The sequence below is a fragment of the Cellulosimicrobium sp. CpK407 genome (assembly GCF_051844275.1).
Lineage (GTDB): Bacteria > Actinomycetota > Actinomycetes > Actinomycetales > Cellulomonadaceae > Cellulosimicrobium > Cellulosimicrobium cellulans_G.
Window position 1 is genome coordinate 1 of record NZ_JBGNYC010000080.1, and the last position, 14,111, is coordinate 14,111.

Here is a 14,111-nt window from a genome sequence, read left to right on the forward strand (position 1 = left end):
ACCCGCGAACGACAACCCGTCCTCACGATGGCGCCGCGCCAGCTCGTCGTACACCTTCAGCGGCGACGACCCCGTCGCCAGCCCCAGCACCGACTCCGCCCGCGACCGCACCACCGCCTCGATCGCGTCCGCAGCCAGCACCGCCAACCGCTCCGCAGGAGCGATCACGACCTCCATCAGACCCTCGCCTCCTCGGGCACCGTCCGGTGCTCCACCGCGACCACGTCGCCCGTCTCGACCGAGCGGTACGCCGCGTCGATCACGGCGAGCGACGCGCGCGCCTCCTCGATCCCGTAGTCGGGCCGCTTCCCGGCGAGGACCGCACCGACCACGTGCCGCAGGTACGCCGCCGCGGCGACCTGGCCCGCGTCGGCGGCGATCGTCGTGCGACCGTCCGCGCCGAACAGCGCGACGGCCGGGGCGTCGTCGTCCGCGACGGCGTGGCCGTGCGACCCGAGCAGCCGCACCGACGACGTGGTGGGCGTCCCGCCGGGCGCGAACGGGACGCGCCCGAGGGTGACCGTCGCGGTCACGCCGCGCTCCAGCTCGAGCGTGACGACCGCCGTGTCCTCGACCCCGGCCTCGCGGTGCGGCTCCAGGAAGAGCGACCCCGCGAAGGCGTGTACCTCGACCGTGCGGAGCCCGGTGAGGTGGTGGGCCGCGTCGGCGCAGTAGCCGAGGAAGTTCAGCAGCTCGCCGCCCCCGGACAGCGCGCGGTCCACGACGAGGCCCGGGCGCTCGACCGACGTCGCGAAGTGCGCGCCGGAGGCGAGGAACTCGAGGTCCAGGTGGCGCGGCAGGCCCACGTGGCCGGCGTCGACCCACGCGCGCAGACGGCGCAGCGCGGGCGCGTGCGTGCGGTTCACGACGGCGCACGTGCGCCCCGTGCGGGCGGCGACGGCGACGAGGCGGTCGGCGTCGGCGAGCGTCGTCGCGACGGGCTTGTCGACGAGCACGTCGAGGCCCGCCTCCAGCAGCGCGGCGGCGAGGCGCGCGTGCCGGGTCGGCTCGGCGCACACGACGACGAGGTCGACCGCGCTGCCCAGGGCCTCCGCGACCGCCGCCACGTCGGCGACCTCGGCGTAGGGCGCCCCGGCGCGCTCGGCGACGGCGCGCGAGTCGTCGCGCACCCAGCCGGGCGCGTCCGCCTCCTCGACGACGCCGACGAGCTCGACGCGGCCGTCGGCGGCGAGGATCCGCAGGTAGTCGGCCGCGTGCCGCACGGCCGACGCGAACGCGACGCGCAGGGTCGTGCTCATGCGGCCACCCCCGTGGTCGCGTAGCCGGGCACGTCGGCGACGCGCTCACGTCGCCCGGAGACGAGCGAGCGCTGCGCGGCGAGCGCGGTCGCGAGCGCGGCCCGCACCTGCGGCGTCGTGACGACGGGCGTCGCGTCGCCGTGCACCACGTCGAGCCAGTGCGCGAGCTGGATCCCCAGCGCGCCCTCGACGGAGACGGGCGGGGCGGTCGTGGCGTCGGAGTGCAGGCCGTCCTCCTCGGTGGTCGAGTGCGCGAGCGTCCCCTCGGTCCCCACGAGCACGACCCGGCGCACGAGCTCGCCGCGGCGGCGCAGCGCGTAGCAGAGCTCGAGGGTCGCGAGCGCGCCCGACGCCGTGCGGAGCTGCACGTGGAACGAGTCGGGCGACTCCATCGCGGGCGAGAACGTGCGGAACCCCCGCGCGAAGACCTCGACGGGCTCGTCGTCGAGCAGCCACGTCGCGAGGTCCATGATGTGGGTGCCGTTGTGCACGGGGTGACCGCCCGACAGCGCGGGGTCGAGCTGCCAGCCGCGCCACCCGGCGGGCCACGCGTGCCCCGTGTACCAGGAGACGTGCGCGAGCCGCGGGGTGCCGATCTCGCCCCGGCGGGCCGCGGCGGCGAGCGCCGTCACGGCAGGCTGGAAGCGCACGGTCTGCCCGACGACGAGCGTCGTGCCCCGGCCCTCGGTCGCCGCGACCATGGCGTCGAGCTCGGGCAGCGACAGCGCCGCCGGCTTCTCGACCTGGACGTGCTTGCCCGCCTCGCCGGCCGCGATCGTGTCGCGCGCGTGCGCGGGCGTCGCGGTGACCACGTCGACCGCGTGGACGGCGTCGTCGTCGAGAGCCTCGTCGAGGGACGTCGTGGCGCGGGCGCCGGGCACGAACGCGGCGAGCGCCCGGGCCCGCGCGAGGTCGTGCCCCACGACCCACCGCACGTCCGCGCGGGGCAGCCCGGCGAGCGCGGCGACGTGCTCGCGCGCGAACGCGCCGATGCCGACAACGGCGACGCCGACGGGCGTGCGGGCGGGCGCCTGGGCACGGGCGGGTGCGGGTCTCACGCCGTGGTCACCCCGAGCGCGCGGTCGATCGGCTCGTAGTGCGAGACGACCGCGGCGCGGAACGCCTCGACGTCGCCGGCCTCGGCGGCGTCGAGCATCTCGCCGTGCGCGCGGGCGGTCTGGTCGAGGTCGGCCGCGACGGAGATGCCGAGCTTGGGCACCACGGCGGTGTGGACGTCCCAGAACGCGGCGACGAGCTGGCCGACGAGCGAGTTGTCGAGGCGCGCGAGCAGGCCCGTGTGGAACGCGCGGTCCTGCTTGGGGAAGCTCAGCCGGTCGGCCGCGGCGGCCACCATCTCGTCCACGAGGGCGTGCAGCTCGGGGTTCGAGGTCCCGGCCAGGCTGGCGACGATGACGTCCGCCATGGCGAGGTCGAGCGCCTGGCGGATCTCGACGACGTCGCGCAGCGCCCGCAGGTCGTCGCCGGGGGAGAGCACCCCGCGGAACACGAGCGCCTCGACGAGCGCGTCCAGGGACATGTTGCCGACGAACGTGCCGTGCCCGTGCCGGACCTCGACGATGTCGAGCGTCGACAGGGTGCGGATCGCCTCGCGCACGCTCGACCGGGACACGCCCAGGTGCTCGCAGAGCTCCGCCTCGGTCGGCAGCGGGTCCCCGGGGCGCAGCCCCTCGCCGAGGATGAAGTCCTTGATCCGGTCGGCGGTGGTGGTGCGCCGGGGAGCGGTCGCGCCGGGTCCGCCGTCGCGGGACGCGTCGAGCGTGCTGAAGCTCCTGCGCCGTGGTGTCGCCATCTTGACCCCTTCGGTTTCTGGTCCTAGTGTCATGCTACACAACGTCAGACATCAGACATCTTCTCTCCGGAACGATGTCGGTCTCATGTCAGGAGAACCAATGAAGCTTCACGTCAGCTCACCTCCCCGCAGGGGAGTCGCTGCGGTCGCCGCGGGCGTCGTGCTCGCGCTCGGCCTCGCGGCGTGCTCCGGTGGGGGCGCTGCGCAGGACGACCCGACCGAGGGCAGCGCCGCCCAGGGCGAGATCGACCCCGACGCCGTGATCGAGGCGGGCATCTCGTACTCCCTCTCCGGTGGCTTCGACCCGATGATCACCACCGGTGCCGTGACAGTAGCGGCCAACTGGCACGTGTTCGAGGGACTCACCGAGCTCGACCCCGCGACGCGCGAGGTCTACCCCGCGCTCGGCACCGACCTCCCCGCCCCGGTCGACGAGACGCACTACGAGGTGGACCTCCGCGAGGGCGCGGTCTTCCACGACGGCACGCCCGTCACCGTCGACGACGTCGTCTACAGCTTCGACCGCGTGCTCGACCCGGCCAACGAGTCGCTCTACGCCGGCTTCATCGACTTCCTCGAGTCCGTCACCCCCGTCGACGACGACACGGTCTCGATCAACCTCAAGTACCCCTTCAGCCTCGTGCCCGAGCGCCTCTCGGTCGTCAAGATCGTCCCGAAGGCCCTCGTCGAGTCCGACTACGAGGCGTTCAACGCGCTGCCCGTCGGCACCGGACCGTTCAAGATGACCCAGGCCACGCCCGACGACAAGATCACGTTCGAGCGCTTCGACGGCTACACGGGCACCCGCCCCGCGCTGGCGGCCGGCCTCGTGTGGAACCTGCTCTCCGACCCCGCCGCACGCGTCACCGCGATGAGCTCCGGCACCGTCAGCGCGATCGAGGACGTCCCCTACATCGACGTCCCGACGCTCGAGGGCACCGTGGACGTCGAGTCCGTCCAGTCGTTCGGCACGCTCTTCATGATGTTCAACACGGACCTGCCCCCGTTCGACGACGTCCGCGTGCGCCAGGCGTTCTTCTACGCGCTCGACATGGACAAGATCATCGACAACGGCCTGCTCGGCAACGGCGCGGCGGCCACGAGCTTCCTCCCGCAGAGCCACCCCAACTTCCACGAGGCGTCCACGGTCTACTCCTACGACCCGGACAAGGCCAAGGCGCTGCTCGCCGAGGCCGGGGTGAGCGACCTGTCGATCACCCTCATGACGACCGACACCGGCTGGGTCGCGGACATCGCCCCGCTCATCAAGGAGAACCTCGACGCGATCGGCGTCGACACGACGCTCGACATCGGCCAGTCCGGCGGCCAGTACACCAAGGTCGACAACGGCGACCTGCAGGTCATGGTCGCGCCGGGCGACCCGTCGGTGTTCGGCAACGACCCCGACCTGCTCATGCGCTGGTGGTACGGCGACAACGTGTGGTCGCAGTCGCGCTACCGCTGGAACGACGACCCGAAGTTCGCCGAGCTCCAGTCGATCCTCGACGCCGCCGTGCGCACGTCCGGCGACGAGCAGCAGGAGCTGTGGAACCAGGCGTTCGACCTGATCTCCGACGAGGTGCCGCTCTACCCGCTGCTGCACCGCCAGCTCCCGACCGCGTGGGACGGCTCCACGCTCTCCGGGTTCTCGCCCCTGCCGATCACCGGCCTGTCGTTCCTCGACGCCGGCCTCGTCAAGTAGCCGCGGGCCCGTAGCCCTCGGCGCCGACCGGCTCCGGCCGTCTCGCCGGTCCCCTCGCCCGTCCCCCTCGGGGCGAGGGGACCGGTACCCGCCCGGCACCCAGAACGGACAGACCATGCACCGCACCCCCGACGCACCGGGAGGCCGACCGTGAGCGCACTGCTGCGACTCGTCGGACGCCGCCTCCTGCAGCTGCCGATCATGATCCTCGGCATCACGTTCCTCGTGTTCCTCGTGATGTCGTTCTCGCAGGTCGACCCCGCGATCCAGGCCCTCGGCGAAGGCGCGTCGGTCGAGGCGCGCGAGGCGTACCGCGAGGCGAACGGGCTCAACGACCCGCTCCTCGTCCGGTACGTCGCGTTCCTCGGCGGCCTCCTGCACGGGGACCTCGGCACGTTCAGCGCCCGCCAGGTGCCCGTCGCCGACGAGGTCGCGCGCGCCCTGCCGATCACCCTGCAGCTCACGCTCATGGGCCTCGTCATCGCCGTCGTGGCCGCGCTCGTCATGGGCATCCTCGCGGCGCTCTACCGCGACCGCTGGCCGGACAAGGCGATCCGCGTGGTGTCCGTCGCGTCGCTCGCGACGCCGTCGTTCTGGCTCGCCGTGCTGCTCATCCAGGTCGTCACGCTCGGGGCCGGGTGGCTCCCCGCGAGCGGACCGTTGCCGGACCCGTCCGAGGACCTCGGCGGCTACCTCGCCCGCATGGCTCTGCCCGCGATCGCGCTCGCGATCCCCGTCGTCGGCCAGCTCACGCGCGTCGTGCGCACGTCGGTCGTGGAGGAGCTCGACAAGGACTACGTCCGCACCGCGATCGGCGCGGGCATCCCGCGGCACGTCGTCGTCGGGCGCAACGTGCTGCGCAACGCGCTCATCACGCCGATCACGGTGCTCGGCCTGCGCGTCGGCTACCTCATCGGCGGCGCCGTCGTCATCGAGATCATCTTCGCGCTGCCCGGCATGGGCACGCTCATCCTCAACGGCGTCACCAACAACGAGCCCAACCTCGTGCAGGGCGTGACCCTCACCGTGGCGCTCGCCTTCGTGCTCATCAACATCGTGGTCGACATGCTCTACGTGCTCGTCAACCCGCGGATCAGGACGGTGTGACGTGCGCCGACAGCTCACCGAACGGCTCTCGACCCCCGGGATGCGCCTGCGCGCGCTGCCCCTCGGGTCCACGATCTCCCTCGCGTTCGTGCTCCTCGTGGCGCTCGCGGCCGTCCTCGCGCCGCTCGTCGCGAGCCACGACCCGCTCGCCACCGGCACGCCCGTCCAGCCGCCCAGCGCGGAGAACTGGTTCGGCACCGACCGCCAGGGCCGCGACATCTTCTCCCGCGTCGTCTACGGCGCGCGGTACTCGCTCGTCATCGGCCTCGGGGCGACGGCCATCGCGCTCGCCGCGGCGGCCGTGCTCGGCTCGGTCGCGGCGACCGCGCGCAAGAGCGTCTCCGAGACCCTCATGCGCGTCCTCGACATCATCATGTCGTTCCCCGGCATCGCGCTCGCGGCCGTGTTCGTCTCCGTCTTCGGCCGGTCGCTGCCCGTGCTCGTGCTGACGATCGCGTTCCTCTACACGCCGCAGCTCACGCGCGTCGTCCGGGCCAACATCCTCGACCAGTACGGCGAGGACTACGTCGCGGCGACCCGGGTCATGGGCGCGCGTACGGCCTGGATCCTCGCCAAGCACGTCGCGCGCAACTGCGCGGCGCCCGTGCTCGTGTTCACCACCGTGCTCGTCGCCGACGCGATCGTCTTCGAGGCGTCGTTGTCCTTCATCCAGGCGGGCGTGCCCGACCCGGAGCCGTCGTGGGGCAACATCATCGCCGCGGGCCGCGACCTCGTCATGGGCGGGTACTGGTGGGCGACGTTCTTCCCCGGCCTGGCGATCATGCTCACCGTCCTGTGCCTCAACATCCTGTCCGAGGGCATGACCGACGCGATGGTCGCCGCCCCCCGCGCGACCCGCGCCACCCCGGCGAAGGCCGTCGCGACCGACTCGGACGACGCCGCGGTGGCCGCGGAGCTCACGGCCATGGACGCCGACGAGCCGGTCGAGACCGCGGACGAGGACCGCCTCGCCGAGTCGGAGCCGGTCGTGCAGGACGTCGAGCCGGAGGTCCGGCACGTCGGCCGCGAGGTCCCGCTCGCCGCACGCCTCGCGACGCTCCGCGCGGCCGAGGTGGCGCGGACCGACCGCCCCGTGTACGACGGCGACGCCGAGCCCCTGCTCGAGGTGCGCAACCTGTCCATCCGCTTCCCGCGCCACGGGGACGTCGCGGTCGTCGACGACGTGTCGTTCTCCGTGCGGCCCGGCGAGACGATGGCGCTGGTCGGCGAGTCCGGCTGCGGCAAGTCGATCACGTCGCTCGCCGTCATGGGCCTGCTGGACCCGTCGGCGCAGGTCAGCGGCGAGATCCGCTACGGGGGCAAGGACCTGCTCGCGATGGGCAACCGCGAGCGTGCGTCGCTGCGCGGCACCGAGATCGCGATGATCTACCAGGACGCGCTGAGCTCGCTCAACCCGTCGATGCTCATCCGGTCGCAGATGAAGCAGCTCACGCGCCGCGGTGGCACGCGCACGGCCGAGGAGCTCCTCGAGCTCGTGGGCCTCGACCCGCAGCGCACGCTCAAGAGCTACCCGCACGAGCTCTCCGGCGGGCAGCGCCAGCGCGTGCTCATCGCCATGGCGCTCACGCGCGACCCGAAGCTGGTCATCGCGGACGAGCCGACGACGGCGCTCGACGTCACCGTCCAGGCCCAGGTCGTCGCGCTGCTCGACGAGCTGCGCCACAAGCTCGGGTTCGCGATGGTGTTCGTCAGCCACGACCTCGCGCTCGTCGCGCAGATCGCGCACCGCATCACGGTCATGTACGCGGGCCAGGTCGTCGAGCAGGCGCCGACGAGCGAGCTGCTCACCGACCCCCGCCACGAGTACACGCAGGGCTTGCTCGGCGCGGTGCTCTCGATCGAGCAGCGCTCCACGCGCCTGCACCAGATCCCCGGCACCGTCCCGTCGCCGCGCGACTTCCCGACGGGTGACCGGTTCGCACCGCGCTCGTCGCGTCCCGACCGCGGTCTCGACGTGCGGCCCGTGCTGCGCGCCGTGGACGCCGACGGGCAGCACCTCGTCGCGACGCCGCCGGACGAGCCGGTCGGCGCCGTCGCGGGCGGTGGCCCCGCCCCGATCACCACCGGAGGGACGCGATGAGCGCCACCGACCAGACCCCGACCGCCGCGGAGCGGGGGTCCGCGACCGACCACGACACCCCCGTCGTCGAGCTGCGCGGCGTGCACGTCGTCTTCAAGGCCCGTACGGGCACGCTCTTCCAGGCCCACCGGGTGCACGCCGTGAACGACGTCAGCGTCGCGGTCCGCCGCGGCAGCACGCTCGGGATCGTGGGCGAGTCCGGCTCGGGCAAGTCGACCATGGCGAAGGTGCTCGTCGGGCTGCAGGCGCCGACGTCCGGCGAGATCCGCTTCCGCGGGCAGCCGGTCGACACGTACACGACGAGCGTGCGGCGCGACGTCGGCCGGGTCGTGTCCGTCGTCTTCCAGGACCCGGCCACCGCGCTCAACGCCCGCATGCGCGTGCGGGACGCGCTGCGCGACCCGCTCGACGTGCACCGCGTGGGCGACGCGGCGTCGCGCGAGGCGCGCGTCCGCGAGCTCGTGCACCTCGTCGGGCTGCCCGAGTCGGCGCTCGACGCGCTGCCCGGCCAGCTCTCGGGCGGGCAGCGCCAGCGCGTCGCCATCGCGCGCGCCCTCGCGCTCGCGCCGGACGTGATCGTCGCCGACGAGCCCACCTCCGCGCTCGACGTGTCCGTGCGTGCCCAGATCCTCAACCTGCTCGCCGACCTCAAGGCCGAGCTCGACCTGGGGATGGTCTTCATCTCGCACGACATCCAGACGGTGCGCCACGTCTCCGACGAGATCGTCGTCATGCAGGGCGGCCGCATCGTCGAGTCCGGCCCCGCCGCACGCGTGCTCGACGACCCCCAGGACGACTACACCCGCACCCTGCTCGCCGCGGCTCCGGCGCTCCTGTGAGCGCTGCCGAGCGCCCCGCGCCGGGCACCACCCAGACCGCAACACCGCTGAACCCAGAACCGGAGCTCCTCGTGACCACCCCCACCTTCCACGGGATCGTCCCGCCCGTCCTCACCCCCCTCACGACCGACGGGGAGGTCGACGTCGCGTCGCTCGAGCGTCTCGTGGACCACCTCGTCACCGAGGGCGTGCACGGCGTCTTCGTGCTCGGGTCGACCGGCGAGGTCGCCTACCTCACCGACGCGCAGCGCGACCTCGTGGTCCGCACGGTGGTCCGCGCCGCCGCCGGCCGGGTCCCCGTCATGGGCGGCGCGATCGACCTCACGACGCCGCGCGTCGTCGAGCAGGCGAAGGCGCTCGCGGCCGCCGGGGCGGACGCGGTCGTCGCGACCGCGCCCGTCTACGCGCTCAACGACCTCGACGAGATCGAGCGCCACCTGCGGGCCGTCGCGGCCGCCGTGGACGTCCCCGTGTTCGCCTACGACATCCCCGTGCGCGTGCGCACCAAGCTCCCGGCCGACCTGCTCGTGCGCCTCGGCTCCGAGGGCGTCCTCGCGGGCGTGAAGGACTCGTCCGGGGACGACGTCGCGTTCCGCCGGCTCGTCGCCGCCAACGCGGCGGCCGGCTCGCCCCTCGCCCTGTTCACGGGGCACGAGGTCGTCGTCGACGGGATGCTGCTCCTCGGCGCCGACGGCGTGGTCCCCGGTCTCGCGAACGTCGACGCGGGCGGCTACGTGCGCCTGTGGGACCTCGCCCAGGCCGGGAAGTGGGACGATGCCCGGGTGGAGCAGGACCGTATCGCCGCGCTGTTCGAGATCGTGTTCCAGGCGCGCGGCCGCTCGGGCGACGCCGCGGGCGTCGGGGCGTTCAAGGTCGCCGCGCAGCGCCAGGGCCTCATCGACACCGCCACCATGGCGTTCCCGGTCGAGGCGCTGGACGGCGAGGTCGCCGACCGCGTCGAGGAGATCACGCGCGCCGCGGGGCTCCTGCGTGGCTGACGCCTCCCCGGACGCCGCAGCGCCGACGGTCGTCGTCGGCGTCGACCTCGGCGGCACCAAGACGGCCGCGGCGACCGTCGCGGCCGACGGGACCCTCGGTCCCGTGCTCGCCGTGCCGACCCCGGCCGCGGCCGGCCCCGACGCGGTGCTCGACGCCGTCGCCGGGGTCGTGCGCGAGGTCGTCGCCGCGCTGCCGGGCGCGGCGCGCCTCCGCGCGCTCGGGGTCGGCACGGCCGGAGTGGTGGACGTCGGTCGCGGTGTGATCGTCTCGGCCACCGACACCCTGCCCGGGTGGCCCGGGACCGACGTCGCGGGCGGCCTGCGCCGTCGGCTCGCCGACCTCGCAGGGGTCACGCCCGACGGGCCGTCCGCGCCCGTGGTACCGGTGTTCGTCGAGAACGACGTCGACGCGCACGCGGCCGGCGAGGTCTGGCTCGGCGCGGCGGCCGGGGCGCGCAGCGCGCTGCTCGTCGCGGTCGGGACGGGCGTCGGGGGCGCCGTCGTGCTCGACGGGCGTCCCCTGCGCGGGGCGCACCACGTCGCCGGGGAGCTGGGCCACGTGCCGGTCCCCGGCGCGGAGCTCCTGCGCTGCCCGTGCGGCCGGGCCGGCCACCTCGAGGCGATCGGCGCGGGACCGGCGATCCACCGTCGCTACCTCGCGCTCGGCGGCGACGCGGCGAGCCCGGACACGCGCGACGTCGTCGCGCGCGCGGAGGCCGGCGACGAGCTCGCCGCGTCGGTGGTGCGGGACGCGGCGGGGGCCGTGGGCCGTGCGGTCGCCGGGGTCGTGACCGTGCTCGACCCGGAGGTCGTCGTGGTCGGCGGCGGTCTGGCGGGCGCGGGCGACCTGTGGTGGTCGGCGCTGGAGGACGCGCTGCGCGCCGAGGTCGTCGACGTGCTCGCCGACCTCCCGTTGCGGCCCGCGACGCTCGGCAACGCGGCGGCGATCGTCGGGGCGGCGCGCGGAGCGTGGAGCCTCGTCGGCCCGTCCGACGACGAGCACGGGGCGGGACCCGGCGGGCTGCCCGAGACGATCCACCGAGAGAGGACGACGGCATGACCAGACCCCACGAGGCGCGGACGCGCTGGACGCGCGAGCGCGTCCTCGGCGCGATGCGTGGACGACTCACCGTCTCGTGCCAGGCCTACCCCGGCGAACCTCTGCGCGACCCGCGCACGACCGCCCAGATGGCGCGCGCCGTCGTCGCCGGGGGAGCGGCCGCGGTGCGCGCGCAGGGTCTGGACGACGTCGCGGCGGTCGTCGCCGCGGTGGACGTGCCCGTCGTCGGGCTGTGGAAGGACGGCGACGGCGGAGTCTTCATCACCCCGACGCTGCGGCACGCCCGCGCCGTGGCCGACGCGGGGGCGCACGTCGTCGCGCTCGACGGCACGCGCCGGCCCCGGCCCGACGGGCTCACGCTCGCCGAGACCGTGGCGGGCCTGCGGGAGACGGCCGACGTGCTCGTCATGGCGGACTGCGGGTCGCTCGACGACGCGCTCGCCGCGCAGGACGCAGGCGTGGACCTGCTCGGCACGACGCTCGCCGGGTACACGGGCGAGCGGCCGAAGACCTCCGGACCGGACCTCGAGCTCGTCGACGAGGTGGTCGCGGCGTGCTCGCTGCCCGTCGTCGTCGAGGGTCGTGTCCACAGCCCTGCGCAGGCCGCCGAGGCGATGGCCCGGGGTGCGTTCAGCGTGTGCGTCGGCACGGCGATCACCCACCCCACGACGATCACGTCCTGGTTCGCGGAGGCGATCCCGACGCGCCACTGAGTCGTCCGCACGACCCCTTGACAGCGCAAAGTCGCGATGCCCTACGTTCGGGCGCAACGCGTCGGGCGGGCGCGCCGAGCCGTCAGGGGGACACGACATGGCATCACCGCACGACGACCTCGAGCCGGCGGGGTACGCCGAGCTGCTGACCGACCTCAAGGCGCGCGTGCGCGCGACGCAGTTCCGCGCCGCACGTGCCGCGAACACCGAGGTGCTACGGCTGTACTGGTCGATCGGCCACGACATCCTCGAGCGCCAGCGCACCGCGGGCTGGGGGTCGAAGGTCGTCGACCGACTTGCTTCAGACCTGCAGCGCGAGTTCCCTGACCAGCGCGGCTGGTCGCGTCGCAACCTGCTCTACATGCGTACTTTCGCGCTCACGTGGCCGGACGCGGGATTTGTGCAACAGCCTGTTGCACAACTTCCGTGGGGCCACGTCACGGTGCTCCTGAGTCGTCTGAAGACCACCGACGACCGCGACTGGTACGCCGAGCGCTCCGCGGTCGAGGGCTGGTCGCGCGGGATGCTCGAGTACCACATCAAGCTGGACCTGCGCCGTGCTCTCGGCGCCGCGCCGACGAACTTCGCGGGTGCGCTCGACGCGGCGGACTCGGAGCTCGCGCAGGCGATGGTCAAGGACCCCTACGTCTTCGAGCACCTGGGCCTCGTGCGGACCCGTGCCGAGCGCGAGGTCGAGCAAGCGCTCATGGACCGACTCCAGGAGACGATGCTCGAGCTCGGGCGCGGGATGGCGTTCGTCGGGCGGCAGGTGCGGCTCACCGTCCCCGACGACGAGAGCGACGCCGTCGACGAGTTCTTCGTCGACCTGCTGTTCTTCCACGTCGAGCAGCTGCGCTACGTCGTCGTCGAGCTGAAGGTCGGGACGTTCGAGCCCGCCCACCTCGGTCAGCTCGGTACCTACGTCGCGATCGTCGACGACCAGTACCGCCGGCACGAGATCCACGCCCCGACCGTCGGGATCCTGCTCTGCACGGGCCGAAGCGGCGCCGTCGTCCGCTACTCGCTGGCGAGCACGAACGCGCCCGTCGCGGTCGCGGACCTCCAGGGGTTGCCCGACGAGGCGCGCGGGGCGCTGCCGAGCGTGGCGGAGCTCCAGGCGGTGGTCGCGGACGAGCTCGAGCAGCGCTCGTGAACGGGACCCGCGCGGGCGTGCGCCGACGAGGGCGTGTCGTCAGGCGCGACCCGTGCGCTCGAGGACGCCGCGCACGTAGGCGGCCTGGCCCGCGTGCTGGAGGCTGTCCACGGCGATGCTCACGAGCCGGACGCCGAGCGTGACGGGCGGGTCCCACGCCTCGTCGACGACGCGGTCGAGGTCGTCGTCGGTCAGCGCGGCGAGCACGTCGTGGGACTCGACCTGGACGGCGTGCACGTAGCCGAGCAGGAGGTCGTCGCTCGCCCGCACATGGCCGACGTCGGCGGCGGACTGCCCGTACCCCGTCGCGCGGTCGTCGAACGGCAGGTCGAACCGGCGTGCCCAGCCGTCGCGCGTCCACACCTGCTCCCGCCCGACGGCGGCGGCGACCTGCGCGTCCTGGCCGCGGGTGAGGTGCCACGCCAGCCAGGCGATCGTGTTCGCGCCGGGGTCGACGCGCGCGGTCAGCGCGTCCTCCCCGAGCCCGTCGACGGCGCGGGTCGTCGTCGGTCCGATCCGGCCGAACAGGTCCTCCAGCACCGTGCGCGCGTCCACGTCTCTCCCTCTCCTCGCCGGGCACCGTCCCCAGCAGCCTCCGACGACCCGCGTCCGGTCGCGACCCGAACGGCACCTCGGTCGAGGTGCCGACGACCGTCCCCGCCGTACGCCCTGCTCGACGTGCCGGCGCGCGTCCGCGATCCGGTCGGGCGGGGACCCGCGGTGCTCCGGCGTGCCGCTCAGGGAGGGGTCAGGGCCACGACCAGGGCGTTCCCGGATCCGCCGGGGCGGGCCGACGTGGTTCGGTGCCGTCATGACCGCCACCCGGCTCGTCCGCCCCGCGACCGTCGCCCCCCGCGCCCTGGGCGCGCGCACCGCCGTCGCGACGCTGACGCTCACGTCGCTCGCGATCGCCGCCTTCGCCGTCCTGCCGTACCTCACGGCGTCTCTCCCCGCGCTGGCCCGCGACGACGTCGGGCTCGCCGCCGCGTACGCCGGGGCACCCGGGTTCGTGCTCGGCGCGTTCTACGCCCACGTCGTCGCGGGCGGGGTCGCGCTCGTGTGCGCCCCGTTCCAGCTCTGGGCCGGGCTGCGTCGCCGGCACCCGGGCGTGCACCGCTGGACGGGTCGGGTCTACGTCGCGGCCGTCGCGGTCGGCGGTGTGGCCGGGCTCGTCCTCGTGCCCGTCAACCAGGCCGGGGTCGTCGGGACGCTCGGCTTCGGGGCGCTCGCCGTCCTGTGGCTGTGGACGACGTGGCGCGGCCTCCGCGCCGTCCGCAGCGGCGACGTCGCCGCGCACCAGGACCGGATGACGCGCAGCTTCGCGCTCACCTATGCCGGCGTGACCCTCCGGCTGTGGACGACGGCGCTC

14 protein-coding genes are annotated in these 14,111 nt (G+C 74.1%); 9 read left to right on the top strand and 5 right to left on the bottom strand.

Features of this window, described 5'->3' with window-relative positions; all coding sequences use genetic code 11:
* The 4 genes from ABWU78_RS20345 to ABWU78_RS20360 form a co-directional block, all read right to left on the bottom strand.
* On the bottom strand, window positions 1–177 hold a 177-nt coding region (locus ABWU78_RS20345), incomplete at its 3' end, for a 6-phosphogluconolactonase (protein ID WP_439159352.1).
* Window positions 177–1,259 carry a Gfo/Idh/MocA family protein gene (locus ABWU78_RS20350; protein ID WP_439159342.1) on the bottom strand — a complete coding sequence of 361 codons (1,083 nt, stop codon included), beginning with the start codon at window positions 1,257–1,259 and terminating at the stop codon, window positions 177–179. The genes ABWU78_RS20350 and ABWU78_RS20345, both read right to left, overlap by 1 nt.
* Complete coding sequence (locus ABWU78_RS20355) at window positions 1,256–2,317, bottom strand: Gfo/Idh/MocA family protein (RefSeq protein ID WP_439159343.1); 1,062 nt, start codon at window positions 2,315–2,317, stop codon at window positions 1,256–1,258. Before ABWU78_RS20355 ends, ABWU78_RS20350 begins: the two co-directional genes overlap by 4 nt.
* Window positions 2,314–3,069, bottom strand: coding sequence for a FadR/GntR family transcriptional regulator (locus ABWU78_RS20360; protein ID WP_439159344.1), 756 nt, complete (start codon window positions 3,067–3,069; stop codon window positions 2,314–2,316). The genes ABWU78_RS20355 and ABWU78_RS20360 overlap by 4 nt, the downstream gene beginning before the upstream one ends.
* A gap of 100 nt (window positions 3,070–3,169) precedes the next feature.
* Between ABWU78_RS20360 and ABWU78_RS20365 the strand changes: the two genes are divergently transcribed.
* The 8 genes from ABWU78_RS20365 (at window position 3,170) to ABWU78_RS20400 (ending at window position 12,742) form a co-directional block, all read left to right on the top strand.
* Window positions 3,170–4,771: an ABC transporter substrate-binding protein gene (locus tag ABWU78_RS20365; RefSeq protein ID WP_253051726.1), complete on the top strand. Its 1,602-nt coding sequence runs from the start codon at window positions 3,170–3,172 to the stop codon at window positions 4,769–4,771.
* 150 nt (window positions 4,772–4,921) lie between these two features.
* Complete coding sequence (locus tag ABWU78_RS20370; RefSeq protein WP_439159345.1) at window positions 4,922–5,878, top strand: ABC transporter permease; 957 nt, start codon at window positions 4,922–4,924, stop codon at window positions 5,876–5,878.
* A gap of 1 nt (window position 5,879) precedes the next feature.
* Window positions 5,880–7,979, top strand: coding sequence for a dipeptide/oligopeptide/nickel ABC transporter permease/ATP-binding protein (locus tag ABWU78_RS20375; RefSeq protein ID WP_439159346.1), 2,100 nt, complete (start codon window positions 5,880–5,882; stop codon window positions 7,977–7,979).
* Window positions 7,976–8,818: an ABC transporter ATP-binding protein gene (locus ABWU78_RS20380; RefSeq protein WP_253051728.1), complete on the top strand. Its 843-nt coding sequence runs from the start codon at window positions 7,976–7,978 to the stop codon at window positions 8,816–8,818. Before ABWU78_RS20375 ends, ABWU78_RS20380 begins: the two co-directional genes overlap by 4 nt.
* A 71-nt stretch (window positions 8,819–8,889) precedes the next feature.
* Window positions 8,890–9,816 carry a dihydrodipicolinate synthase family protein gene (locus ABWU78_RS20385; RefSeq protein WP_353707043.1) on the top strand — a complete coding sequence of 309 codons (927 nt, stop codon included), beginning with the start codon at window positions 8,890–8,892 and terminating at the stop codon, window positions 9,814–9,816.
* Complete coding sequence (locus ABWU78_RS20390; protein WP_439159347.1) at window positions 9,809–10,876, top strand: ROK family protein; 1,068 nt, start codon at window positions 9,809–9,811, stop codon at window positions 10,874–10,876. The genes ABWU78_RS20385 and ABWU78_RS20390 overlap by 8 nt, the downstream gene beginning before the upstream one ends.
* Complete coding sequence (locus ABWU78_RS20395; RefSeq protein WP_439159348.1) at window positions 10,873–11,589, top strand: N-acetylmannosamine-6-phosphate 2-epimerase; 717 nt, start codon at window positions 10,873–10,875, stop codon at window positions 11,587–11,589. Before ABWU78_RS20390 ends, ABWU78_RS20395 begins: the two co-directional genes overlap by 4 nt.
* Window positions 11,590–11,686: 97 nt before the next feature.
* Window positions 11,687–12,742, top strand: a complete 1,056-nt coding sequence (locus ABWU78_RS20400; protein WP_439159349.1) for a PDDEXK nuclease domain-containing protein — start codon at window positions 11,687–11,689, stop codon at window positions 12,740–12,742.
* 39 nt (window positions 12,743–12,781) lie between these two features.
* On the opposite strand, the gene ABWU78_RS20405 is transcribed toward ABWU78_RS20400, so the two are convergent.
* Window positions 12,782–13,297, bottom strand: a complete 516-nt coding sequence (locus ABWU78_RS20405) for a mycothiol transferase (protein ID WP_439159350.1) — start codon at window positions 13,295–13,297, stop codon at window positions 12,782–12,784.
* Between the two features lie 256 nt (window positions 13,298–13,553).
* Here ABWU78_RS20405 and ABWU78_RS20410 point away from each other — a divergent pair.
* The coding region (locus ABWU78_RS20410; protein WP_439159351.1) for a DUF2306 domain-containing protein at window positions 13,554–14,111 on the top strand (558 nt) is incomplete at its 3' end.